General features: G+C 61.5%; 33 protein-coding genes. All 33 read left to right on the top strand.

The genetic code is table 11. The features are described from left to right. A partial coding sequence (locus NKJ04_RS25860) for an EF-Tu C-terminal domain-related protein (RefSeq protein ID WP_023785181.1) occupies nt 1–92 on the top strand: 92 nt, incomplete at its 5' end. A gap of 69 nt (nt 93–161) precedes the next feature. Then, nucleotides 162–470 (top strand): 30S ribosomal protein S10, encoded by a 309-nt coding sequence (gene rpsJ, locus NKJ04_RS25855; RefSeq protein ID WP_010909272.1) that lies wholly within the window; start codon nt 162–164, stop codon nt 468–470. A gap of 61 nt (nt 471–531) precedes the next feature. Continuing rightward, the gene (gene rplC / locus NKJ04_RS25850) at nt 532–1,260 is read left to right on the top strand and encodes a 50S ribosomal protein L3 (RefSeq protein WP_013531422.1); all 729 of its coding nucleotides are present in this window, start codon (nt 532–534) and stop codon (nt 1,258–1,260) included. Then, nucleotides 1,260–1,880, top strand: coding sequence for a 50S ribosomal protein L4 (rplD, locus tag NKJ04_RS25845; protein WP_013531423.1), 621 nt, complete (start codon nt 1,260–1,262; stop codon nt 1,878–1,880). Before rplC ends, rplD begins: the two co-directional genes overlap by 1 nt. Beyond that, nucleotides 1,877–2,170 (top strand): 50S ribosomal protein L23, encoded by a 294-nt coding sequence (locus tag NKJ04_RS25840; protein WP_013531424.1) that lies wholly within the window; start codon nt 1,877–1,879, stop codon nt 2,168–2,170. Before rplD ends, NKJ04_RS25840 begins: the two co-directional genes overlap by 4 nt. A 22-nt stretch (nt 2,171–2,192) precedes the next feature. After that, the gene (gene rplB / locus NKJ04_RS25835) at nt 2,193–3,026 is read left to right on the top strand and encodes a 50S ribosomal protein L2 (RefSeq protein ID WP_024505067.1); all 834 of its coding nucleotides are present in this window, start codon (nt 2,193–2,195) and stop codon (nt 3,024–3,026) included. Between the two features lie 16 nt (nt 3,027–3,042). Beyond that, nucleotides 3,043–3,321 carry a 30S ribosomal protein S19 gene (gene rpsS / locus NKJ04_RS25830; protein WP_006205463.1) on the top strand — a complete coding sequence of 93 codons (279 nt, stop codon included), beginning with the start codon at nt 3,043–3,045 and terminating at the stop codon, nt 3,319–3,321. A gap of 2 nt (nt 3,322–3,323) precedes the next feature. Further along, nucleotides 3,324–3,713: a 50S ribosomal protein L22 gene (rplV, locus tag NKJ04_RS25825; RefSeq protein ID WP_006205462.1), complete on the top strand. Its 390-nt coding sequence runs from the start codon at nt 3,324–3,326 to the stop codon at nt 3,711–3,713. Further along, nucleotides 3,713–4,438 carry a 30S ribosomal protein S3 gene (rpsC, locus tag NKJ04_RS25820; RefSeq protein ID WP_013531426.1) on the top strand — a complete coding sequence of 242 codons (726 nt, stop codon included), beginning with the start codon at nt 3,713–3,715 and terminating at the stop codon, nt 4,436–4,438. Before rplV ends, rpsC begins: the two co-directional genes overlap by 1 nt. A 27-nt stretch (nt 4,439–4,465) precedes the next feature. Beyond that, nucleotides 4,466–4,879, top strand: a complete 414-nt coding sequence (gene rplP, locus NKJ04_RS25815) for a 50S ribosomal protein L16 (protein ID WP_013531427.1) — start codon at nt 4,466–4,468, stop codon at nt 4,877–4,879. 13 nt (nt 4,880–4,892) lie between these two features. Further along, nucleotides 4,893–5,093 carry a 50S ribosomal protein L29 gene (rpmC, locus tag NKJ04_RS25810; RefSeq protein ID WP_006205459.1) on the top strand — a complete coding sequence of 67 codons (201 nt, stop codon included), beginning with the start codon at nt 4,893–4,895 and terminating at the stop codon, nt 5,091–5,093. An 11-nt stretch (nt 5,094–5,104) separates the two neighbouring features. Then, the gene (gene rpsQ, locus NKJ04_RS25805; protein WP_010909280.1) at nt 5,105–5,344 is read left to right on the top strand and encodes a 30S ribosomal protein S17; all 240 of its coding nucleotides are present in this window, start codon (nt 5,105–5,107) and stop codon (nt 5,342–5,344) included. 83 nt (nt 5,345–5,427) lie between these two features. Further along, complete coding sequence (gene rplN / locus NKJ04_RS25800; protein WP_006205457.1) at nt 5,428–5,796, top strand: 50S ribosomal protein L14; 369 nt, start codon at nt 5,428–5,430, stop codon at nt 5,794–5,796. A gap of 12 nt (nt 5,797–5,808) precedes the next feature. Further along, the gene (rplX, locus tag NKJ04_RS25795; RefSeq protein WP_013531428.1) at nt 5,809–6,123 is read left to right on the top strand and encodes a 50S ribosomal protein L24; all 315 of its coding nucleotides are present in this window, start codon (nt 5,809–5,811) and stop codon (nt 6,121–6,123) included. Further along, nucleotides 6,116–6,715: a 50S ribosomal protein L5 gene (rplE, locus tag NKJ04_RS25790; protein WP_013531429.1), complete on the top strand. Its 600-nt coding sequence runs from the start codon at nt 6,116–6,118 to the stop codon at nt 6,713–6,715. The genes rplX and rplE overlap by 8 nt, the downstream gene beginning before the upstream one ends. A gap of 27 nt (nt 6,716–6,742) precedes the next feature. After that, a complete protein-coding gene (rpsN, locus tag NKJ04_RS25785) occupies nt 6,743–7,048 on the top strand; it encodes a 30S ribosomal protein S14 (protein WP_013895695.1) in 306 nt (101 codons plus the stop codon). Between the two features lie 12 nt (nt 7,049–7,060). Further along, entirely contained in the window at nt 7,061–7,459 is a 399-nt protein-coding gene (gene rpsH / locus NKJ04_RS25780; protein ID WP_013531431.1) for a 30S ribosomal protein S8, read from the top strand. A gap of 89 nt (nt 7,460–7,548) precedes the next feature. Further along, entirely contained in the window at nt 7,549–8,082 is a 534-nt protein-coding gene (gene rplF, locus NKJ04_RS25775) for a 50S ribosomal protein L6 (protein WP_013531432.1), read from the top strand. 139 nt (nt 8,083–8,221) lie between these two features. Continuing rightward, nucleotides 8,222–8,581, top strand: a complete 360-nt coding sequence (gene rplR / locus NKJ04_RS25770; protein ID WP_352677896.1) for a 50S ribosomal protein L18 — start codon at nt 8,222–8,224, stop codon at nt 8,579–8,581. A gap of 131 nt (nt 8,582–8,712) precedes the next feature. Continuing rightward, nucleotides 8,713–9,276, top strand: a complete 564-nt coding sequence (gene rpsE / locus NKJ04_RS25765) for a 30S ribosomal protein S5 (protein ID WP_006333394.1) — start codon at nt 8,713–8,715, stop codon at nt 9,274–9,276. Nucleotides 9,277–9,300: 24 nt separating this feature from the next. Then, complete coding sequence (rpmD, locus tag NKJ04_RS25760) at nt 9,301–9,498, top strand: 50S ribosomal protein L30 (protein WP_006205449.1); 198 nt, start codon at nt 9,301–9,303, stop codon at nt 9,496–9,498. Nucleotides 9,499–9,520: 22 nt separating this feature from the next. Then, a complete protein-coding gene (rplO, locus tag NKJ04_RS25755; protein WP_013531434.1) occupies nt 9,521–9,997 on the top strand; it encodes a 50S ribosomal protein L15 in 477 nt (158 codons plus the stop codon). Between the two features lie 192 nt (nt 9,998–10,189). Next, a complete protein-coding gene (secY, locus tag NKJ04_RS25750; RefSeq protein ID WP_352677894.1) occupies nt 10,190–11,530 on the top strand; it encodes a preprotein translocase subunit SecY in 1,341 nt (446 codons plus the stop codon). Next, a complete protein-coding gene (locus tag NKJ04_RS25745) occupies nt 11,527–12,123 on the top strand; it encodes an adenylate kinase (protein WP_023812082.1) in 597 nt (198 codons plus the stop codon). The genes secY and NKJ04_RS25745 overlap by 4 nt, the downstream gene beginning before the upstream one ends. 209 nt (nt 12,124–12,332) lie before the next feature. Beyond that, complete coding sequence (gene rpsM / locus NKJ04_RS25740; RefSeq protein WP_013531437.1) at nt 12,333–12,701, top strand: 30S ribosomal protein S13; 369 nt, start codon at nt 12,333–12,335, stop codon at nt 12,699–12,701. A 161-nt stretch (nt 12,702–12,862) separates the two neighbouring features. Beyond that, a complete protein-coding gene (rpsK, locus tag NKJ04_RS25735; protein WP_006205444.1) occupies nt 12,863–13,252 on the top strand; it encodes a 30S ribosomal protein S11 in 390 nt (129 codons plus the stop codon). 102 nt (nt 13,253–13,354) lie between these two features. After that, nucleotides 13,355–14,365 carry a DNA-directed RNA polymerase subunit alpha gene (locus NKJ04_RS25730; protein ID WP_023812081.1) on the top strand — a complete coding sequence of 337 codons (1,011 nt, stop codon included), beginning with the start codon at nt 13,355–13,357 and terminating at the stop codon, nt 14,363–14,365. A 104-nt stretch (nt 14,366–14,469) separates the two neighbouring features. After that, a complete protein-coding gene (gene rplQ / locus NKJ04_RS25725; protein ID WP_013531439.1) occupies nt 14,470–14,901 on the top strand; it encodes a 50S ribosomal protein L17 in 432 nt (143 codons plus the stop codon). 200 nt (nt 14,902–15,101) lie between these two features. Beyond that, on the top strand, nt 15,102–16,589 hold the full coding sequence (locus tag NKJ04_RS25720; protein ID WP_352677891.1) for a DegQ family serine endoprotease: 1,488 nt from the start codon (nt 15,102–15,104) through the stop codon (nt 16,587–16,589). 48 nt (nt 16,590–16,637) lie between these two features. Next, complete coding sequence (locus tag NKJ04_RS25715; RefSeq protein ID WP_352677889.1) at nt 16,638–17,942, top strand: replication-associated recombination protein A; 1,305 nt, start codon at nt 16,638–16,640, stop codon at nt 17,940–17,942. A 171-nt stretch (nt 17,943–18,113) separates the two neighbouring features. Beyond that, nucleotides 18,114–18,944: an aspartyl/asparaginyl beta-hydroxylase domain-containing protein gene (locus NKJ04_RS25710; protein ID WP_127295791.1), complete on the top strand. Its 831-nt coding sequence runs from the start codon at nt 18,114–18,116 to the stop codon at nt 18,942–18,944. 85 nt (nt 18,945–19,029) lie between these two features. Beyond that, the gene (locus NKJ04_RS25705; RefSeq protein ID WP_352677887.1) at nt 19,030–20,235 is read left to right on the top strand and encodes a hypothetical protein; all 1,206 of its coding nucleotides are present in this window, start codon (nt 19,030–19,032) and stop codon (nt 20,233–20,235) included. 76 nt (nt 20,236–20,311) lie between these two features. After that, the gene (gene crcB / locus NKJ04_RS25700; protein WP_352551991.1) at nt 20,312–20,686 is read left to right on the top strand and encodes a fluoride efflux transporter CrcB; all 375 of its coding nucleotides are present in this window, start codon (nt 20,312–20,314) and stop codon (nt 20,684–20,686) included.

Genomic DNA, 20,686 nt, shown 5'->3' with positions numbered 1-20,686 from the left:
TGCCGATCGCCATGGAAGAGAAGCTGCGCTTCGCCATCCGTGAAGGCGGCCGCACCGTCGGTGCCGGCATCGTCGTCACCATCAAAGAGTAATTTGGACTTAAACCGATCTGTCGCGGGCGCGGGAGTTGCCCGCGCCGCGCCAGAACAAGGAAGTGACGCATGAACGGACAGAATATCCGCATCCGCCTTAAGGCGTTTGACCACCGCGTGCTCGACGCCTCGACGAAAGAAATCGTGTCGACGGCCAAGCGTACCGGTGCAAACGTCCGCGGCCCCATTCCGCTGCCGACGCGGATCGAAAAGTTCACGGTCAACCGGTCGCCTCACGTCGACAAGAAGAGCCGCGAGCAGTTCGAGATGCGCACGCACAAGCGTCTGCTCGACATCGTCGATCCGACCCCGCAGACGGTCGATGCTTTGATGAAGCTCGATCTGGCCGCCGGCGTCGACGTCGAGATCAAGCTCTAAGGGAATGAGAGCGCGGTAAGGGGCGGTGCCCCTGGCCCGGAACTCTAAAGGAATTGAACCGATGCGTTCAGGTGTGATTGCAAAAAAGGTGGGAATGACCCGCATCTATAACGATGCCGGGGAACATGTTCCCGTCACCGTTCTCCTGATGGAGAACTGCCAGGTCGTGGCCCAGCGCACGCAAGAGAAGAATGGCTACACCGCCGTTCAGCTCGGCGTTGGCCTTGCCAAGGTGAAGAACACGTCGAAGGCGATGCGCGGCCATTTCGCGACCGCTTCCGTCGAGCCGAAGGCGAAGGTCGCCGAGTTCCGCGTCTCCGCCGACAACATGATCGATGTCGGCGCGGAGATCACCGTCGAGCACTTCGTCGCCGGCCAGAAGGTCGATGTGACGGGCACGACGATCGGCAAGGGTTTTCAGGGCGTCATTAAGCGCCACCACATGGGCGGTGGCCGTGCGACGCACGGTAACTCGGTTTCGCACCGTACGCACGGTTCGACCGGCCAGCGCCAGGACCCGGGCAAGGTGTTCAAGGGCAAGCATATGGCTGGCCACATGGGCGACACCCGCGTCACCACGCAGAATGTCGAGATCGTATCGACCGACGCCGACCGCGGCCTGATCCTGATCCGCGGTGCGGTTCCCGGATCGAAGGGCGCCTGGATCCTGGTCCGCGATGCGGCCAAGGTGGCACTGCCGGCCAATGCGCCGAAGCCTGCCGCGATCCGCGCCGTTGCTGCCGAAAGTGGCGCCAAGAACGAGGCTCCGGCCACAGAGGGAGCGGAATAATGGATCTCAAGATCACAACGCTGGGCGGCAAGGACGCCGGCAAGGTGGAACTCTCCGACGAGATTTTCGGCCTTGATCCGCGCGAAGACATCCTGCAGCGCGTCGTGCGCTGGCAGCTCGCCAAGAAGCAGCAGGGCACGCACAAGACCAAGGGTCGCGCCGAGATCGCGCGCACCGGCGCCAAGATGTACAAGCAGAAGGGTACGGGCCGTGCCCGTCACCATTCGGCACGCGCTCCGCAGTTTCGCGGCGGCGGCAAGGCCCACGGCCCGGTCGTTCGCAGCCACGAGCACGAACTGCCGAAGAAGGTTCGTGCTCTCGGCCTCAAGCATGCTCTCTCGGCCAAGGCCAAGAGCGCGTCGATCATCATCATCGACGAGCTGAAGCTGACCGAGGCCAAGACGAAGGCGCTGATCGCGAATTTCGCGACGCTGGGCCTGACCAACGCTTTGCTGATCGGCGGCGCCGAGCTTGACAAGAACTTCAAGCTGGCGGCGACGAACATCCCCAACATCGACGTGCTGCCCATCCAGGGCATCAACGTCTACGACATTCTGCGCCGCGGCACGCTGGTCCTTTCGAAGGCCGCCGTCGAGGCTCTCGAGGAGCGTTTTAAATGACCGACCTTCGTCATTACGACGTGATCGTCTCGCCGGCGATCACCGAAAAGTCGACCATGGCCTCCGAGCAGAACAAGGTCGTCTTCAACGTCGCCAAGAAGGCGTCGAAGCCGGAAATCAAGGCCGCCGTCGAAGCGCTGTTCGGCGTCAAGGTGATGGCCGTGAACACGCTTGTCCGCAAGGGCAAGATCAAGCGCTTCCGTGGCACGGTTGGCCGCCAGAGCGACGTCAAGAAGGCGGTTGTGACGCTGGCCGATGGCCAGTCGATCGACGTCGCGACGGGTCTCTGAGCAAGGCCGCGAGGACAGAACAATGGCACTGAAAAAATTCAACCCGGTAACGCCCAGCACCCGTCAGCTGGTCATCGTCGACCGCTCGGGCCTCTACAAGGGCAAGCCCGTCAAGGGTCTGACCGAAGGCCTGACCAAGTCGGGCGGCCGCAACAATCATGGTCGCATCACCGCCCGCTTCATCGGCGGTGGTCACAAGCGTTCGTACCGCATCATCGACTTCAAGCGCCGCAAGTTCGACGTCGTCGGCACGGTCGAGCGCATTGAATACGATCCGAACCGCACCGCTTTCATCGCGCTGATCAAGTATGATGATGGCGAGCTGTCCTACATCATCGCTCCGCAGCGTCTGGCTCCCGGCGACAAGATCGTGTCCGGTGAATCGGTCGACGTGAAGCCGGGCAATGCGATGCCGCTGGCTTCGATGCCGGTCGGCACCATCGTCCACAACATCGAGCTGAAGCCGGGCAAGGGCGCTCAGGTCGCCCGTTCGGCAGGTGGTTACGGTCAGCTGGTCGGTCGTGACCAGGGCATGGCGATCCTGCGCCTCAATTCGGGCGAGCAGCGTGTCGTTCACGGCTCCTGCATGGCCACTGTTGGCGCCGTGTCCAATCCGGACCACGGCAACATCAATGACGGCAAGGCCGGTCGCACGGTTTGGCGTGGCAAGCGCCCGCACAATCGCGGCGTGACCATGAACCCGGTCGACCATCCGCACGGCGGCGGCGAAGGCCGCACCTCGGGTGGCCGCCATCCGGTTTCGCCCTGGGGCAAGCCGACCAAGGGCAAGAAGACGCGGTCCAACAAGGCGACCGACAAGTTCATCCTGCGCTCGCGCCATCAGCGCAAGAGCTAAGAAGAGGTAACGCCAAGTGACTCGTTCGATTTGGAAAGGCCCCTTCATTGACGGCTACCTTCTCAAGAAGGTGGACAAGGTTCGTGAAGGTGGTCGCAATGAGGTGATCAAGATGTGGAGCCGTCGCTCCACCATCCTGCCGCAGTTCGTCGGCTTCACCTTCGGTGTCTACAACGGCCAGAAGCATGTTCCCGTCTCGGTGAACGAGGACATGGTCGGTCACAAGTTCGGTGAATTCGCTCCGACCCGGACCTATTACGGTCACGGCGCGGATAAGAAGGCGAAGAGGAAATAATCATGGGCAAGGCCAAAGCTCCGCGCAGGCTTGCTGATAACGAAGCGCGCGCCGTATTGCGCACGATCCGTATCAGCCCGCAGAAGCTCAACCTCGTTGCCGCGCTGATCCGCGGCAAGAAGGTCGCGACAGCGCTTTCCGATCTCGAATTCTCGGCCAAGCGGATTTCCGGCACGGTCAAGAAGACGCTGGAATCGGCAATCGCCAACGCGGAAAACAACCACGACCTGGATGTCGATGCACTGATCGTGGCGGAAGCCTATGTCGGCAAGTCGATCGTCATGAAGCGGTTCCATGCCCGTGGCCGCGGTCGCGCCAGCCGTATCGAGAAGCCGTTCTCGCACCTCACGATCGTCGTTCGTGAAGTCGAAGAAAAAGGGGAGGCCGCATAATGGGCCAGAAAGTCAATCCGATCGGTCTTCGCCTCGGCATCAACCGCACCTGGGATTCGCGCTGGTTCGCGAACACCGGCGAGTACGGCAAGCTGCTGCATGAGGACATCAAGATCCGCAAGTATCTCGAGAAGGAGCTCAAGCAGGCTGCCATCTCGAAGGTCGTGATCGAGCGTCCGCACAAGAAGTGCCGTGTCACCATCCACGCTGCGCGCCCGGGCCTGATCATCGGCAAGAAGGGCGCCGACATCGAGAAGCTTCGCAAGAAGCTGATGGAGATGACGAAGTCCGAGACGCACCTTAACATCGTTGAAGTGCGCAAGCCGGAGATCGACGCGACCCTGGTCGCCCAGTCGATCGCCCAGCAGCTCGAGCGTCGTATCGCGTTCCGCCGCGCCATGAAGCGCGCCGTTCAGTCGGCGATGCGCCTCGGTGCCGAAGGCATCCGCATCAACTGCGCCGGCCGCCTCGGCGGCGCCGAGATCGCGCGCATGGAATGGTATCGCGAAGGCCGCGTGCCGCTGCATACGCTGCGTGCGGACGTCGACTACGGTACGGCCGAAGCGCACACGGCTTATGGCATCTGCGGCGTCAAGGTCTGGGTGTTCAAGGGCGAAATCCTTGAGCATGACCCGATGGCTTCGGAGCGTCGGGCCAGCGAAAGCGATGCAGCGCATGGCGGTGGTGGTGATCGCGAACGCGGTCGTCGTCGCGAAAACGCCTGAGACATTTAGGAATTTGGAGTTAGAACGATGCTGCAGCCAAAGCGCACAAAGTTCCGCAAGCAGTTCAAGGGCCGTATCCATGGTACCGCAAAGGGCGGCACCAACCTGGATTTCGGTGGTTTCGGGCTGAAGGCGCTTGAGCCGAACCGCGTCACCGCACGTGAGATCGAGGCGGCCCGCCGCGCGATCACGCGTGAAATGAAGCGCGCTGGTCGCGTCTGGATCCGTATTTTCCCGGACGTGCCGGTCACTTCGAAGCCGACCGAAGTCCGCATGGGTAAGGGCAAGGGTGCGGTCGACTACTGGGCGGCGCGCGTCAAGCCGGGCCGTATCATGTTCGAGATCGACGGCGTCAATGAAGAAACCGCCCGTGAGGCACTGCGTCTCGGCGCGGCCAAGCTCTCGGTCAAGACGCGCTTCGTGCAGCGCATCGCAGAATAAGGACGGGCTGATCATGAAAGCCGAAGACATCCGGACCAAGACCCAGGACCAGCTGACCGACGACCTGGCCAGCCTGAAGAAGGAGCAGTTCAACCTGCGCTTCCAGAAGGCCACCGGCCAGCTCGAGAAGACCGCGCGCGTGAGACAGGTCCGTAAGGATATTGCGCGTATCAAGACCATCGCTGCGGAAAAGTCCGCGGCTAAGAAGGCTTAAGGACGAAAACCATGCCAAAGCGCATTCTGCAGGGCACCGTCGTCAGCGACAAGAACGAGAAGACGGTTGTCGTCAAGGTCGAACGGCGCTTCACGCATCCCGTGATGAAGAAGACCGTGCGCATGACCAAGAAGTACAAGGCGCACGACGAGAACAACGCCCACAAGGTAGGCGATCAGGTGTTCATCCAGGAATCGAAGCCGATTTCCAAGGACAAGCGCTGGATCGTCGTGTCTTCGGACCAAGCCTGACCTCGGGCGTAAACAACGAATTTTGGACAGACCGGGGAGGGGCTTTGAGCCCATCCCGTTAGAAGAGAAGAAGGCGGCCAGTCATGATTCAGATGCAAACAAACCTCGACGTCGCGGATAATTCCGGCGCCCGTCGTGTCATGTGCATCAAGGTGCTGGGCGGCTCGAAGCGGAAATACGCTTCCGTGGGCGACATCATCGTGGTGTCGATCAAGGAAGCCATTCCGCGCGGCCGCGTGAAGAAGGGCGATGTGATGAAGGCGGTCGTGGTTCGCACGGCCAAGGACATCCGCCGCCCGGACGGCAGCGTGATCCGTTTCGACAAGAACGCGGCCGTTCTCGTCGACAACAAGAAAGAGCCGATCGGCACGCGTATCTTCGGACCGGTTCCGCGCGAACTCCGCGCCAAGAACCACATGAAGATCATCTCGCTCGCGCCTGAAGTGCTGTAAGGAGCCGGACCAATGCAAAAGATTAGAAAAGGCGACAAGGTCGTCGTGCTGGCCGGCAAGGACAAGGGCCGTTCGGGCGAAGTCCTCTCGGTGCAGCCGAAGGAAGACACCGCGCTGGTGCGCGGCGTCAACATGATCCGCCGTCACCAGAAGCAGTCCCAGTCCCAAGAGGGCGGGATCATCACCAAGGAAGCGCCGATCCAGCTGTCGAACATCGCGCTGGCCGACCCCAAGGATGGCAAGCCGACCCGCGTCGGCTTCATCTTCCAGAAGGACGGCAAGAAGGTGCGCGTCGCCAAGCGCTCGGGAGAAGTCATCAATGGCTAAGGCTCAAACCACGAAGCCCAAGGCTGAAAGCAAACAGTCCAAGGCTCAGAACACGCCGCGCCTCAAGCAGGTCTACAACGAGACCATCCGCAAGGCGCTGCAGGAACAGTTCGGCTACGACAACGAGATGCAGGTTCCGCGCATCGACAAGATCGTGCTGAACATGGGCGTTGGCGAAGCGACCGCCGATTCGAAGAAGCCTTCGATCGCGGCCGAAGACCTGGCGATGATCGCCGGCCAGAAGGCCGTCGTCACCCGCGCCCGCAATTCGATCGCCGGCTTCAAGGTCCGCGAGAAGATGCCGATCGGTGCCAAGGTCACGTTGCGCAAGGAACGCATGTACGAGTTCCTCGACCGCCTCGTGAACATCGCACTGCCGCGCGTCCGCGACTTTCGCGGACTGAATCCGAAGAGCTTCGATGGCCGTGGCAACTACGCCATGGGCATCAAGGAACACATCGTGTTCCCGGAGATCAACTACGACAAGGTTGATCAGATCTGGGGCATGGACGTCATCGTTTGTACGACTGCGAAGACGGACGACGAAGCCAGGGCATTGCTCAAGGCCTTCAACTTCCCCTTCCGCCAGTAACGGCAGCGAGAAAAGGAAAAATCTGAAATGGCAAAGACCAGCTCAGTCGAGAAGAACAACAGGCGCCGCAAGCTTGCCGACCAGTACGGTCCCAAGCGGGCTGCGCTCAAGGCGATCATCATGGATCAGTCCAAGCCGATGGAAGAGCGCTTCCGCGCTCAGCTCAAGCTTGCCGCCATGCCGCGCAACTCGGCCAAGATCCGCATCCGCAACCGCTGCGAAGTCACCGGCCGTCCGCGCGCCTACTATCGCAAGCTCAAAGTATCGCGCATCGCGCTTCGTGATCTCGGCAATAACGGCCAGATCCCGGGCCTGGTCAAGTCGAGCTGGTAAGGAGGACATAACATGTCATTGAGCGATCCTCTCGGCGATATGCTGACCCGCATCCGCAACGCGTATGGCCGCAAGAAGTCGAGCGTTTCGACGCCGGCTTCGCGTCTGCGCACCCGCGTCCTCGACGTGCTGAAGGCTGAAGGCTATATCCGCGATTACAGCCAGACCGACTTCGACAACGGCAAGTCCGAAATCGAGATCGAGCTGAAGTATTTCGACGGCGCGCCGGTCGTGCGCGAAATCGCCCGCGTCTCGAAGCCAGGCCGCCGCGTCTATGTTTCGGCCAAGTCGATCCCGCAGGTCGCCAACGGCCTCGGCATCGCCATCCTTTCGACACCGAAGGGCGTGATGGCCGACCATGAAGCACGTGAACAGAACGTCGGCGGTGAGATCCTCTGCCAGATCTTCTGATCTGGCAGTTGACCGCAAAGTGGAATCCGGTCTTCGGATCGTTCCCGAAGACAGAGACCTGAAACAAGAGAAGTGACGAGGACAACAAAATGTCTCGTATTGGAAAGAAACCCGTTTCGCTGCCGCAGGGCGTGACCGCGACCGTCAACGGCCAGACCGTGACGGCGAAGGGCCCCAAGGGTGAGCTGAAGTTCGTGGTGAACGACGAAGTGCTGGTCAAGATGGAAGGCAGCGAGATCGCTGTTCAGCCGCGCGACCAGACCAAGACCGCCCGCTCCAAGTGGGGCATGTCGCGCACGCAGATCGTCAACATCCTGCAGGGCGTCAAGGACGGTTTCGAGAAGAAGCTCGAGATCACCGGCGTCGGCTATCGCGCGGCACTTCAGGGCAAGAACCTGCAGCTGGCGCTTGGCTTCAGCCATGACGTCGTCTATGAGACGCCGCAGGGCATCACCATCACGGTGCCGAAGCCGACTGAAATCACCGTGGCCGGCATCGACAAGCAGCAGGTCGGCCAGGTTGCGGCCGAGATCCGCGAGTATCGTGGTCCAGAGCCCTACAAGGGCAAGGGCGTTCGCTATGCTGGCGAGAAGATCGTCCGCAAGGAAGGCAAGAAGAAGTAGTGGGCCTGGCCTCGAAAAGTCCAAGACTTTTCGGAAAAGGCCAAGCTGGGAAGTGTAACGCCGCGGGGAGCGGTCGCGGGAGGCGCTTTCGCCTACCGCATATGGCGGCCCCCGTTTTTTGAAGGCAAGGAAGACCATCATGGGTACCAAGGAATCCACGCAGCGCCGCGCGCAGCGCGTCCGCCGTCAGATCAAGAAGGTCGCCGGCGAGCGCCCGCGTCTGTCGGTCCACCGCACGTCGAAGAACATCTACGTGCAGGTCATCGACGACGCCAAGGGCCACACCATCGCTGCCGCTTCGACGCTCGAGAAGGACCTCAAGGTTTCGCTCAAGACCGGCGCCGACACCGCCGCCGCCGCCGCGATCGGCAAGCTGATCGCCGAGCGCGCCACCAAGGCCGGCGTCAAGGAAGTCGTCTTCGACCGCGGCGCCTACATCTATCACGGCCGCGTCAAGGCGCTCGCCGAGGCTGCCCGTGAAGGTGGCTTGAGCTTCTAAGCATAGTCCCGAAAAGTTGCAGACTTTTCGGATAGGGATTATGCGAAGAAATTGATTTCGCCCCCGGTGACCCACAGAGGCACCGGATCTTATCAGCAACCGTGCTTCCGGAAAAAAACAAGGAACAGGATATGGCACAGGAACGTAGGGATGGCGGCCGCGGCCGCGATCGTGAAGAACGCGATGACGGCATGGTGGACAAGCTCGTCCACATCAACCGCGTCGCCAAGGTCGTCAAGGGCGGCCGTCGCTTCGGTTTTGCAGCACTCGTCGTCGTCGGCGACCAGAAGGGCCGCGTCGGCTTTGGTCACGGCAAGGCGCGCGAAGTGCCGGAAGCTATTCGCAAGGCAACTGAATCGGCAAAGCGCGACATGATCTTCGTGCCGCTGCGCTCGGGCCGTACGCTGCACCATGACGTCGAAGGACGCTGGGGTGCTGGACGCGTGCTGCTGCGCGCTGCCAAGCAAGGTACCGGCATCATCGCCGGTGGCCCGATGCGCGCTGTCTTCGAGACGCTCGGCATGCATGACGTGGTCGCCAAGTCGATGGGTTCGTCGAACCCCTACAACATGGTTCGCGCCACCTTCGACGCGCTGAAGAGCCAGATGCATCCCAAGGATGTGGCTGCTGCTCGCGGCATCAAGTATTCGACCCTTCAGGCCCGCCGCGGCACCGCCGTTGCGGCTGAAGAATAGTCGATCTGACCAGGGATTTTGACCATGGCCAAGAAAGCAACCAAGACCATCACCGTTGAGCAGATCGGTTCGCCGATCCGCCGTCCGAAGGAACAGCGCGCGACGCTGGTCGGCCTCGGCCTCAACAAGATGCACAAGCAGCGCACGCTGGAAGATACGCCCTCCGTGCGCGGCATGATCGCTGCCGTCCAGCATCTCGTCCGCGTCGTGGACGAGGGCTGAGCCAGAGCGCAGGAGAACTCAGATGAAACTCAACGATCTGCGTGACAAGGACGGCGCGACGCACTCCAAGAAGCGTCTCGGCCGTGGTATCGGCTCCGGCTCCGGCAAGACCGGCGGTCGCGGCGTCAAGGGCCAGAAGGCGCGCTCCGGCGTTGCCATCAACGGTTTCGAGGGTGGCCAGATGCCGCTCTACCGGCGCCTGCCGAAGCGTGGCTTCAACAACATCTTCGCCAAGAGCTTCACTGTCGTGTCGCTGGCCCGCATTCAGGTGGCCATCGACGCCAAGAAGCTCGATGCCAAGGCGACCGTGACGGCTGAATCGCTGGTTGCCGCCGGCGTCATCCGCCGCGTCAAGGACGGCGTGCGCATCCTCTCGGATGGCGAGATCAAGGCGAAGCTCGCCTTTGACGTCGCCGGCGCCTCCAAGGCCGCGATCGAGAAGATCGAAAAGGCCGGCGGTTCGGTCAAGCTGCCGCAGGAAAAGGCAGCTGCCGAGTAACGGCAATTTGAAGCGCGATCGGCAAGAGTGGGATCCGTTTTTGCTCACGATTGCGCTTTGATCTGCTCAACGAGGCGGCCGCGTCAACGCGGCCGCTTGCATGTTTAGAGCCCGGAGCTTATCTCGTGAGCTTCGGTGAAACGCGCCGCCTGACCTCAGGGCCATCAAGCGTTACCAAGCGGAGAATCAGGCATGGCTTCGGCTGCTGAACAATTAGCCTCGAATCTGAATTTCTCGGCCTTCGCCAAGGCGGAGGATTTGAAGAAGCGCATCTGGTTCACGATCGGAGCGCTGCTCGTTTATCGCCTCGGCACCTACATCCCGCTTCCCGGTATCAATCCCGACGCCTTTGCCCAGGCCTTCTCTTCGCAGAGCAAGGGCGTGCTCGGCATGTTCAACATGTTCGCCGGCGGCGCCGTGCAGCGCATGGCGATCTTTGCGCTCGGCATCATGCCTTACATCTCCGCGTCCATCATCATGCAGCTGATGACCTCGGTCATCCCGTCACTGGAAGCGCTGAAGAAGGAAGGCGAACAGGGCCGCAAGGTCATCAACCAATACACGCGCTACGGCACCGTGCTGCTTGCGCTGGTTCAGGCCTATGGCATTTCTGTCGGTCTGGAAGGCGGCAACGGCATCGTCAGCGATCCCGGCATGTTCTTCCGCATCTCGACCGTCGTCACGCTGGTCGGCGGCACCATGTTCCTGATGTGGCTGGGCGAGCAGATCACCGCGCGCGGCATCGGCAACGGCATTTCGCTGATCATCTTCTCCGGCATCGTCGCCGGCCTGCCGCACGCCATCTCCGGCACGCTGGAGCTTGGCCGCACCGGCGCGCTGTCGACCGGCCTGATCCTGGCGATCATCGTGCTGGCCGTCGTCGTCATCGCACTCATCGTGTTCTTCGAGCGCGCCCAGCGCCGCTTGCTGATCCAGTATCCGAAGCGCCAGGTCGGCAACCGCATGTTCCAGGGCGATACCTCGCATCTGCCGCTGAAGCTCAACACGTCGGGTGTCATTCCGCCGATCTTCGCCTCGTTGCTGCTGTTGCTGCCGGCCACCGTCGCGGGTTTCTCGCAGACGACCAACATGCCGGCCTGGGCAAGCACCATTCTGGCTGCACTCGGACATGGCCAGCCGCTCTACATGGCATTCTATGCGGCGATGATCGCGTTCTTCGCTTTCTTCTACACTGCGATTGTCTTCAACCCGAAGGACACCGCCGACCAGCTCAAGAAGCATTCAGGCTTCATCCCGGGTTATCGTCCGGGCGAGCGCACCGCCGATTACATCGATTACGTTCTCACCCGCATCACCGTCGTCGGCGCCATCTATCTGGTGCTGGTGTGCCTGCTGCCGGAGTTCCTGATCTCGGCGACTGGCGTACCATTCTACCTTGGTGGCACATCGCTTCTGATCGTGGTCAGTGTCACGCTCGATACGGTTGCGCAGATTCAGGGCCACCTGATTGCGCACCAGTATGAAGGCCTGATCAAGAAGTCGAAGCTGCGCGGGGGGAAGAAAGCCAGATGAGGTTGATATTGCTTGGGCCGCCAGGAGCGGGCAAGGGGACGCAAGCACAAAGACTGGTAGAAAAACACGGCATACCCCAGCTCTCGACGGGCGACATGCTGCGTGCTGCCGTCCAGGCAGGCACCGAAGTCGGCAAGCGCGCCAAGGCGGTGATGGATGCCGGTGAACTGGTGTCCGATGCGATCGTCAACGCGATCGTCGCCGAGCGTATCGATCAGCCCGACTGCGCCAAGGGGTTCATCCTCGACGGCTATCCGCGGACCCTGGTGCAGGCGGATGCGGTCGAGCAGATGCTGTTGGATCGCTCCCAGGCCCTCGACGCCGTCATTGAGCTCGTGGTCGACGACAAGGCTCTGGTTGGCCGGATCGTCAAGCGCGCCGACGAGGCGCAGGCAGCCGGCCTTCCCGTTCGCAAGGACGACAACCCGACGGTGTTCGAAGAGCGCCTGAGGGAATACTACAAGAAGACGTCGCCGCTGATTGGCTACTACTATGCCAAGGGCAAGCTCCGCAGTGTCGACGGCATGGCCGATATCGACGCCGTGACGGAACAGATCGAAGCGGTGCTCAAGGACGCAGTGCGGGGAAATTAACGATTGCACTTGACGGAAGCGGTTCGCTGCGGTATGGCGGCCCGTCTTCCTATCAGGCATGAGCTTTGCTTGTCCGCAAGGGCAAGGCAGCCGCATTGAACTGGAAACTCCCGCATGGGCCGGCCTCCACCGGACGCGGGGCAACTTAAGACAGCGCCGTGCCCGCCTCGTTTTTGAGGATTGGCCGGCCCACATGGAGAGGGAAGAACATGGCTCGTATAGCCGGCGTCAACATTCCGACCAACAAGCGCGTTGTCATTGCGCTTCAGTACATTCACGGCATTGGCAAGCGGTTCGCCCAGGAGATCGTCGACAAGGTCGGCATCCCGGCCGAGCGCCGCGTCAACCAGCTGACCGACGCGGAAGTGCTGCAGATCCGCGAAACCATCGACCGCGATTACCAGGTTGAAGGCGACCTGCGCCGCGAAGTCTCTATGAACATCAAGCGGCTCATGGACCTCGGCTGCTACCGCGGCCTGCGTCACCGCCGCTCGCTGCCGGTCCGCGGCCAGCGCACGCATACCAATGCGCGCACCCGCAAGGGCCCGGCCAAGTCGATCGCCGGCAAGAAGAAGTAATTTGTTAGGGGAATAAGGGAGTAGGGGGGTAAGGCAGTAGGGAATGCCCATCAATCGGGCCGCACTTTTCCCTACTCCCTTACTGCCCTATTCCCCTACTCCCTTACGAAGGTGGAGCCGCTGGCATTACGGCGGTGTAGAGATCAACTGAAAGGACTATCATGGCCAAGGAAGCCGCTCGTGTTCGCCGTCGCGAACGCAAGAATATCTCGTCGGGCGTTGCCCACGTCAATTCGACCTTCAACAACACGATGATCACCATCACCGATGCGCAGGGCAATTCGATTGCCTGGTCGTCGGCCGGTGCCCAGGGCTTCAAGGGTTCGCGCAAGTCGACCCCGTTCGCTGCCCAGATGGCCGCCGAGGATGTTGCCAAGAAGGCCCAGGAACACGGCATGCGCATGCTCGAAGTCGAGGTCTGCGGACCCGGCTCCGGTCGTGAATCGGCACTGCGCGCCCTTCAGGCGGCCGGCTTCACCATCACCTCGATCCGTGATGTGACGCCGATCCCGCACAATGGCTGCCGCCCGCGCAAGAAGCGTCGCGTCTAAGCATTTACCGAACGCCGCGCGAGCGCCCTTGGGCGCTCCTCCGCGGCATTCCAGGTCGCCCGCCACGATTGGATGGTGGCGGGTCAACGGAAGGAAAGCATCATGATCCAGAAAAATTGGCAGGAACTGATCAAGCCGAACAAGATCGAGTTCTCGTCGAAGAAGAAGACGCTGACCACGCTGGTCGCCGAGCCTCTCGAGCGTGGCTTTGGCCTGACGCTGGGCAACGCGCTGCGCCGCGTGCTTCTGTCTTCGCTGCGCGGTGCGGCTGTTACCGCCGTGCAGATCGACGGCGTTCTGCATGAATTCTCGTCCATCGCCGGTGTGCGCGAGGACGTGACCGACATCGTCCTCAACATCAAGGAAATCGCCATCCGCATGGAAGGCGATGGCCCCAAGCGCATGGTCGTTCGCAAGCAGGGACCGGGTGCTGTTCTTGCCGGCGACATCCAGACGGTTGGCGACGTCGAGATCCTCAACCCCGACCACGTCATCTGCACGCTGGACGAAGGCGCTGAAATCCGCATGGAATTCACCGTCGACACCGGCAAGGGTTACGTGCCGGCCGACCGCAACCGGGCCGAAGACGCGCCGATCGGTCTCATCCCGGTCGACAGCCTTTATTCGCCGGTCAAGAAGGTCTCCTACAAGGTCGAGAACACCCGCGAGGGTCAGGTTCTCGACTATGACAAGCTGACCATGACGATCGACACCGACGGTTCGATCACCGGCGAGGACGCGGTGGCTTTCGCCGCCCGCATCCTGCAGGACCAGCTCGGCCTGTTCGTCAACTTCGACGAGCCGCAGAAGGAAGTCGCCGCCGAGGCCGTCACCGAGCTCGCCTTCAACCCGGCGCTGCTCAAGAAGGTCGACGAACTCGAGCTTTCGGTGCGTTCGGCCAACTGCCTGAAGAACGACAACATCGTCTATATCGGCGACCTGATCCAGAAGACCGAAGCCGAGATGCTCCGCACCCCGAACTTCGGCCGCAAGTCGCTGAACGAGATCAAGGAAGTCCTGGCGGCGATGGGCCTGCACCTCGGCATGGAAGTGCCGGACTGGCCGCCGGAAAATATCGAAGACCTCGCTAAGCGTTACGAAGACCAATATTGAGCATGAATTCCAAGGATCGGCGGCGTGGGCCGCTCGATCCGACGGTCATGCGGAAAACCATCAGAGGCCACGGCCTCTTGAACAACTGAAGAAGGAAAAGAGCCATGCGCCACGGTTTCAAAGGCCGTCGCTTCGCCCGAAGCATTAGCCATCGCAAGTCGATGTTCGCCAACCTCGCCGTGTCGCTGCTCGAGCACGAGCAGATCGTCACGACCTTGCCGAAGGCGAAGGACCTGCGTCCGATCGTCGAGAAGCTGGTGACGCTCGGCAAGCGCGGCGACCTGCACGCCCGCCGCCAGGTCATTGCGCAGATCGGCAATGAAGGCGTCGTCAAGCGTCTGTTCGATACCATCGCGCCGCGCTACGCCAACCGCAATGGCGGCTATCTGCGCATCATGAAGGCGGGCTTCCGTCACGGTGACAACGCCGCCATGGCTGTCATCGAGTTCGTCGATCGCGACGTCTCGGCCAAGGGCGCAGGCGACCGCGCTCGCATCGAAGCCGAAAGCGCTGACGCGGACGCCGCAGCCGCATAAGGCTCGGTTTTCCCAAATGACTTCAAAGGGGCCTGCGGGCCCCTTTTTTGTTTTCTGAAAGCAGCAAACCGCGGCGGAATCCGATTTCCTGGCTTGGCCCTGGGGTTTTGGCCCAAAATAGTCGGATTTCAGCGGCTTAGCCTTTCATTTTGCACAATCGTCGGGACAATGCCCCCGAACCTGCCTTGGAGGATTCGCGAATGCGCGCCAGAAGACTGCCCTTTGTTCTGCTTTTCGCCGTCATGGCGTTTGCGGCCGCACCGGTGGTCAGGCAAGCATTGGCCGAGGATACCAAGACGGATCCCGGCCTGTCCGATGTGCTGACCGACCTGCTGCATGGCGTGGAAGGCGAAAACGCCACGGCTGGGCCCGACAAGCGCGTACCCTTCGGCCGCGAGGAGGTGCAATTGTCCTTTGCGCCGCTGGTCAAGCAGACAGCCCCGGCGGTGGTCAACGTCTATGCCTCGCAGACCGCCAAGGTGACGTCGCCTTTCGACGGCGATCCGTTCTTCGAGGAATTCTTCGGCCGCTCGCAGCCGCGTGCGCAGTCTTCGCTCGGCTCCGGCGTGCTGGTCGATCCGACCGGCGTCGTGGTCACCAATTACCACGTCATCAAGGATGCCGACCGGGTCAAGGTGGCGACGGCGGACGGACGCGAGTTCGACAGCAAGGTGCTGCTCAAGGACGAGACACTCGACCTCGCCGTGCTCAAGATCACCTCGGACAAGCCGTTTCCGGTTATCGCCATCGGCGATTCCGACGCGCTCGAGGTCGGCGACCTGCTGCTGGCCATCGGCAACCCCTTCGGCGTCGGCCAAACCACCACCAGCGGCATCGTCTCGGCACTGGCCCGCAGCCATATCGGCGTCTCCGATTCCAGCTTCTTCATCCAGACCGACGCCGCCATCAATCCGGGCAATTCCGGCGGTGCGCTGATCAACATGGGCGGCCAGCTGGTCGGCATCAACACCGCCATCTACAGCCGCAGCGGTGGTTCGATCGGCATCGGCTTCGCCATTCCCTCGAACATGGTTCGCGCTTTTGCCGACGCGGCCAAGGCCGGGCTCGACTTCTTCGAGCGGCCCTATGTCGGCGCCGAGTTCGAATCGGTGACGCCGCAGATCGCCGAATCGCTCGGCATGGAGAAGCCGACCGGTGCGCTGGTCTCGTCGGTCGAAGCGACCGGTCCGGCCGCCAAGGCAGGGCTCAAGCCCGGCGACGTGGTGCTGCAGCTCAACGGCAAGCCGGTCGAGAGCATCGAAGCGCTGGACTACCGGATGGCGACGCTGTCGATCGGCACCACCGCCAATTTCGCGGTTTTGACCAAGGGCCAGCAAGCGGCGATGGATATAGCGCTGGAGCGTGCTCCGGAAGGCATGAAGGCTGCCGAGGTGACGCTGCATGGCCGCAGCCCGTTTTCGGGCGCCAAGGTCGCGGAGCTGTCGCCCCGGCTCGCGCAGCGGCTTGGCCTGCGCACGGACATCAAGGGCGTCACCGTGGTCGACATCAACCGCGATTCTCCGGCCGCCGATTTCGGCTTCCAGCCGGGCGACATCGTGCGTGAGGTGAACGGCACCACCATCGATACCGCGGCGACCCTGGAGCTGGCGGCCAAGACGGATACGCGCTGGTGGCGCTTTACCGTCGAGCGCGGCGGGCAGATAATGCGTCAGGTATTGCGTTATTAGGGCTGGGTTCCGTGCATTCGGGCTCATGCTCCAACGAAAAAGAAGTGCATGGCCGATCTGTTCAGCGTCGATGAACCGGAGACGCCGCCCGGGCGGCCGCTGGCCGACAGGCTGCGGCCGAGAAACCTTGGCGAGGTCGTCGGCCAGGAGCATCTGACCGGCCCTGACGGCGCGCTGACCCGGTTGATCGGTTCCGGCTCGCTCGGCTCGATGATCTTCTGGGGGCCGCCCGGCACCGGCAAGACCACCGTGGCGCGCCTGCTTGCCGGCGAAACCAGCCTGGCCTTCGAGCAGATATCGGCTGTCTTTTCCGGCGTCGCCGACCTGAAAAAGGTGTTCGAAGCGGCCAAATTGCGCCGCACCAATGGCCGCCAGACCTTGCTGTTCGTCGACGAGATCCATCGCTTCAACCGTGCCCAGCAAGACAGCTTTCTCCCGGTCATGGAGGACGGGACAGTCGTGCTGGTTGGCGCTACGACCGAAAACCCGTCCTTCGAACTGAATGCCGCTTTGTTGTCACGCGCGCGCGTTCTGGTCTTCCATTCGCTTGGCGAGGAGAGCATCTCCAAGCTGATGGTGCGGGCGGAGGAGACCGAGGGCAGGGCGCTGCCGCTCGATGACGAGGCGCGGACCATGCTCATCCGCATGAGCGATGGCGACGGCCGGGCCTCGCTGACGCTCGCGGAAGAAGTCTGGCGGGCAGCCAAACCCGGCGAGGTCTTCGATCCCGAGGGACTGCAGCGCATCGTCCAGCGCCGCGCGCCGATCTACGACAAGGGCCAGGACGGCCATTACAATCTGATCTCGGCGCTGCACAAATCGGTACGCGGTTCAGACCCTGACGCGGCTCTCTACTATCTCGCACGCATGTTCGATGCGGGCGAGGATCCGCTCTATCTAGGCCGCCGGCTGGTGCGCATGGCCATGGAAGACATCGGCCTTGCCGACCCGCAGGCGCTTGTCGTCGCCAATGCCGCCAAGGATGCCTACGACTATCTTGGCTCGCCCGAGGGCGAGCTGGCTTTTGCCGAGGCCACCGTCTATCTCGCCACCGCGCCCAAATCCAACGCCGTCTACAACGCTTTCAAGGCCGCCACGCGGGCCGCCAAGGAACATGGCTCGCTGCTGCCGCCCAAGCACATCCTCAACGCGCCGACCAAGCTGATGAAAGCGGAGGATTACGGCGCCGGCTATCGTTACGACCATGACGAGCCGGACGCCTTTTCGGGGCAGGATTATTTTCCGGAGAAGATGGGCCGCCAGACCTTCTATGATCCGCCCGAGCGCGGCTTCGAGCGCGATATCAGGAAGCGGCTCGACTATTGGGCGAAGCTGCGCAAGGAGCGGGAATAGCGGGTTTGCGTGAGGCCGTTGACCAGATCCGCCAGGCAGCCAGCCGGCCACGATAGCAGGGCCGTTGTGTGGTAACCCAAAAAACCTTATCAAGGCGCACGGCCGGGCGGTGGCCGTTGCCTTGATTTGGGCACCTCATTCGCAACAGGATCGCGCTTCGCGCGTGGAAAAATGACAAAAACCCTTCGCAAATCCCTTCGCAAGTTCGCCATTGCCATCCCGCTTCTCGCCCTTGGCTTCTATTTCATTCCCATCCTGACGACGATCTTCATCATCTGCGGCCTGATCGACGTGCTGCGCAACGACCGCAAGGATCTGTCGCTGTTCTCAGGCTATTTTCTCGGCAACGGCCTGTTCACCTGGCTGCTTTCGCCGTTCAATCTGCTGGTCGACCTCTTGTGCTACAGAAATCCGGGCGTCTGGAAGCTGGAGCAGTTTCCCGCCGACTACCAGCGCGAGGTCAACGAGGTCCTGGACATCTTCAAAGCGCGCAAGGATGAGATCATCGCCGACATCGACGCCAATTTCGGCGCCGGCCGGCGCGGCATGTATGTCTACCAGTGGTACGGCAAGCACAGGATCGATAATGTCGCCGAGTTCAACAAGGATTTCAAATACATCAAGACCATAGCCGTTTCCGTCTTCAGCAAGCGCGAATCGACGTCCTGGCATTTCGGCCCGCTGCGGCTCAGCCTGCGCATCCTCTACAATCTGATCCCGGTGAAGTCGGAGATTTTCGTCGAGTGCGGCAACGTCAAGAATTACTGGTACGACAATCCGCTGTTCATCTTCGACGACACGCTGCTGCATCGCTCGGTCAACGAGTATGACGGCCGCCGCTACTGCGTGTTCATGGACATTATCAGGCCGTCTCCGGTTCCCCGTCTCATCGCGGGCATGCTCGCCATCGTCTCGGTCAGCGTCGAGCGCATCAATTCCATGTTCTACAAGAACTGGAAGATGATCGGCTCGACCAAGCCGAAAAATGCCGGGACGACCTGAGCTTTAGAGAACCGGCGCTGCCGGCGGCATTTGGGTGCTCCGCATGTGAGATTTGGCCCATCCTTGTGGCCGCTCATGCGCCGGGTTGCCTGACATTGCCGGCTGTTTCGCGCTTTGCGCGGCAACCTATTTTCTCTGGAAATCGAGGTTCCTGACCCATGAACCGGTGATCAGCGGAATACGTGTCGGCGTATGCCTGTGGTTGGCATTCGTGCTGCGCCGCTGGTACGCCTATCCCGTCATCGGGGTCGGAATTTCCGCAGCCTTCTTCTGTTTTCTGCAGGCGAAAGACCGGGACTTTCCGGCACTCCGCAATGCCGCCGTCGGGGGCCTGTGTGCGATCCTCGTGGTTATCGGAGCCGCGCTGACCTTCCAGCAACCCCTGATCCTCAAGATACTGGGAACCAGCTATGGCGACCTTTACAGCGGATACAAGACAAACTTCGGTTCACAGCTTGGCCAGGTAGGATCGCGGCTCAGCTATGTGAACTGGCTGTTGATCGTATTTGGCCTTTACATCTCCATCATACGCCGAAACAGATTTTCCCTGTTCTGTGCCGTTGCTTCGGCACTCACCTTCGTCCTCTTCACCCGCATGCAGGACCCGGATCGCCATCATTCGGTGCCAGTATTTCTTTGGCTCTTTCCTGCCTACGCCCAGGCAATCGTTGCGATCGTTTCGATGCCGGCACTGAGATCGCTATGGTCGAACGCCGCGATAGCCGTTGCCGCCGGGCTGGCGTTTTTCGGTACTTTTTTCCCGACTGGCCGCCAGGTGCTGTCACCGATCAGCTACGTCTTTGCCAGCGAAGCCACGCTCCCGCTGCACCTCGACAATCTTCCAGAATACAGGCGCCTTATCGATGACCTTCTTGGAAAGATGGGACCTGAGGACCGGTTGTCGGTATTTGCATCCAGCGGGATGATGAGCGATTCATTGCTGTATGAAATGGACAAGGACCTTTACCCTCGCATCGAGTGGGCTTGTCAGGTCGATAGTCGCGATCGATTCAGACCGGCGGCGTTGAAGTCCAAATACGTTGTCGTGACCGATCCGCCCGTTACCCATCTGCAGCCGGGTGCGCAGCTCTGTGTCTCGATACCGGACCAATACATTGTCGAGGGCAAAGGCATCGGCGCAGCATACAGGCGCATCGCGGCGTACCAGCTGTCCGGCGACGTCAAGGGCTACCTCTACGAACAGGTGCGCCCTGTCGGCAAAACGGAGATCGATGACCTCTACAACGAGTTCAGGAAAAAATATCCGGGATGGGCAACGCCTGAGTGGTGACGAACTCGGCCGATCCGTGCGGTTGCGCCCGCAACGAGGGATTGACCGGGCAGCCGTGCGGGGGCAGTAAACGGTCATGTTCAATCTGTTTCTCGTCGTCGTCGGTGGCGGCATCGGTGCCGGAATTCGTCACCTTACCAACATCGGCGCGCTGCGCCTTGTCGGCCCCAGCTATCCCTGGGGCACGATGGCCATCAACATCATCGGCTCCTTCGCCATGGGGCTGTTCATCGCCTCCATGATGCGCCGTGGCGGATCGAACGAGGTCAGGCTGTTCGTTGCTACCGGCATTCTTGGCGGCTTCACCACCTTCTCCGCCTTTTCGCTCGATTTCGCGACGCTGTGGGAGCGGGGAGCCACGCTGCCTGCGCTGGCTTATGCCCTTGCCAGCGTCATTGGCGCCATTATCGCCCTGTTTCTGGGACTTTGGCTCGCAAGAAGCCTGCCTTAG

The sequence above is a fragment of the Mesorhizobium sp. M0618 genome (assembly GCF_040320765.1).
Lineage (GTDB): Bacteria > Pseudomonadota > Alphaproteobacteria > Rhizobiales > Rhizobiaceae > Mesorhizobium.
The sequence above is the reverse complement of the archived record's forward strand: the minus strand, read 5'-3'. Positions and strand labels throughout refer to the sequence as shown.